The sequence below is a fragment of the Nocardioides pakistanensis genome, assembly GCF_054781215.1.
In genome coordinates this window covers 1-1,772 of sequence record NZ_BAAGUV010000087.1, presented here as the reverse complement: position 1 = coordinate 1,772, position 1,772 = coordinate 1, and the positions used below count along the sequence as shown (strand labels likewise).

The 1,772-nt window shown below is 69.7% G+C and carries 2 protein-coding genes; both read left to right on the top strand.

Going from position 1 to position 1,772, the window contains the following annotated elements; translation table 11 throughout:
* The first annotated feature begins 37 nt into the window (after window positions 1-37).
* Window positions 38-1,486, top strand: coding sequence for an IS1380 family transposase (locus tag ACYVIH_RS22675; RefSeq protein WP_460871812.1), 1,449 nt, complete (start codon window positions 38-40; stop codon window positions 1,484-1,486).
* 96 nt (window positions 1,487-1,582) lie between these two features.
* A partial coding sequence (locus ACYVIH_RS22670) for a hypothetical protein (RefSeq protein ID WP_460871811.1) occupies window positions 1,583-1,772 on the top strand: 190 nt, incomplete at its 3' end.

The following is a 1,772-nucleotide window of genomic DNA, read 5'->3' as shown; positions in this document are numbered from 1 at the left end:
CAAGATCGCGGTTGTTGAGGCCAGCTGATCGGGTCGAGTGAAAGGCACCTGTTGGGTGAACAGGTTACGAGGTGTTCGTGGGAGTCGTCATCACGTTCGGATTGGCGCGTCGGACCCGTCGCTGACACCGGCGGCGGGGATGGTCGCGGTGACCGAGCTTGTCGATCGGATCGGCGTGATCGGCGTCCTCGATGAGCAGATCGGGGCGATCAAGGAACGTGCCCGTGGGCTGAGTGGTGGTGAGTTCCTGATCGGGCTGGCCTGTGCCCAGCTCGCCGGTGAGGACTATTTGATCGGTTTGGACCGTCGCCGCGCCGATGTTGCCGGGGCGGTCCTGGCGCCGGTGGTGACCGCGCCGTCGACGACCGCGGCGACGCTGGCCAAGCGGTTCGACGCCGGCAGGTGGCGTGGTGTCGAAGCCGCGATCGGCCACATCGCTGGACGCGTCGTCGGGCACCTCGTTGAGCAGCGCCGCACTGGGCTGCTGACGTCGCCGACGCTGGACCTGGACGCGACCGACGTCGAGGTCTACGGGTCACGGAAGCGGGGGGTCGCCTACAACTACAAGGGCCAACGCGCCGGCCGTCCGCATCTGGCGACCTGGGCCGAAGCCGGGATCGTGTTGGCCGCCGACCTGCTCGCCGGCGATGAGGACCCCCGCGCCGGTGTGGTCGACCTGCTCGGCCGGGCGCTCGTGGGTCTGGCGGCTGCCGCCGCACCGCACGGGGGACACGGGCGAGTCCGGGTCCGCGCCGACATCGGCTACTTCACCAAGGACCTGGCCACCGCGGTGCTCGCCGCGGACGCCGACTTCGCGATCGGCGCGAACCGCAACCCGGCTACCTGGCGGCTGGCCGCCGGGGTCCCCGAAGACGCCTGGACCGATGCCGACGGCATGCCCGGCGCCCAGGTCGCGGTCGCCGACTACCACCCGCGCGGATGGCCCGAGGGCACCAGGTGCGTGATCCGCCGGGTGCGGCATGAAGCAGCGACGATCTCCTCGGACCCCCGTGCGCGTCGCCGCAAGACCATTCCCGCCGAGCAGCTCACCCTCGCCCTGGACGGCGACATCGACACGGTGTGGGCCTACTCCTTCATCGTGACCAACCTCGACGTCTCGACCCCGGACAAGGCCAGGGCGGTGGAGTCCTGGTACCGGCACCGAACCGACATTGAGGACCGCATCCGCGACGCCAAACACGGCGCGGCGCTGCGCCACCTCCCCTCGGGGAACCGCGCGGTGAACACGGCCTGGATGTGGGGCGCGCTGCTCGCGGTGAACCTCTCGGCCTGGCTGCACGAGCTCGCCAGACTCGACCACGGCAACGGTTACGGCCGCGCGCACCTCGGCAGGCTGCGCCGCGAGCTGATCTGCATCCCGGGGCGGGTGATCCGCCACGCACGCAGGATCACGCTGCGACTGCCACCCGGTCCGAACCTGCTCGCCGAGACCCTCGCTCGGATACGCCTCATCCCGGCTACTTGACGGCACGACGCTAGCGCCGACGGTCCGGTAGTGAGTCTCACGGCAAATCGAGCCGATGAACACTCCACGTCCTACCGAACCGGCCCAGGAGCATCCATGGATCACGCAACCACCGACGTCATCGTGGGTGCCGCAGCCCTGACGATCCTCGGGGGCGCCTGCCTCCTGGCCTACCTGAAGGTCGGCCCGACGCTGCCCGAGGCTCACCGCCTACGCGCGCTCACCTTCCTGATGTCACTTCCGCTCGTGACAATCGCGATGATCGCCACGTCGAACCCACTGCCAG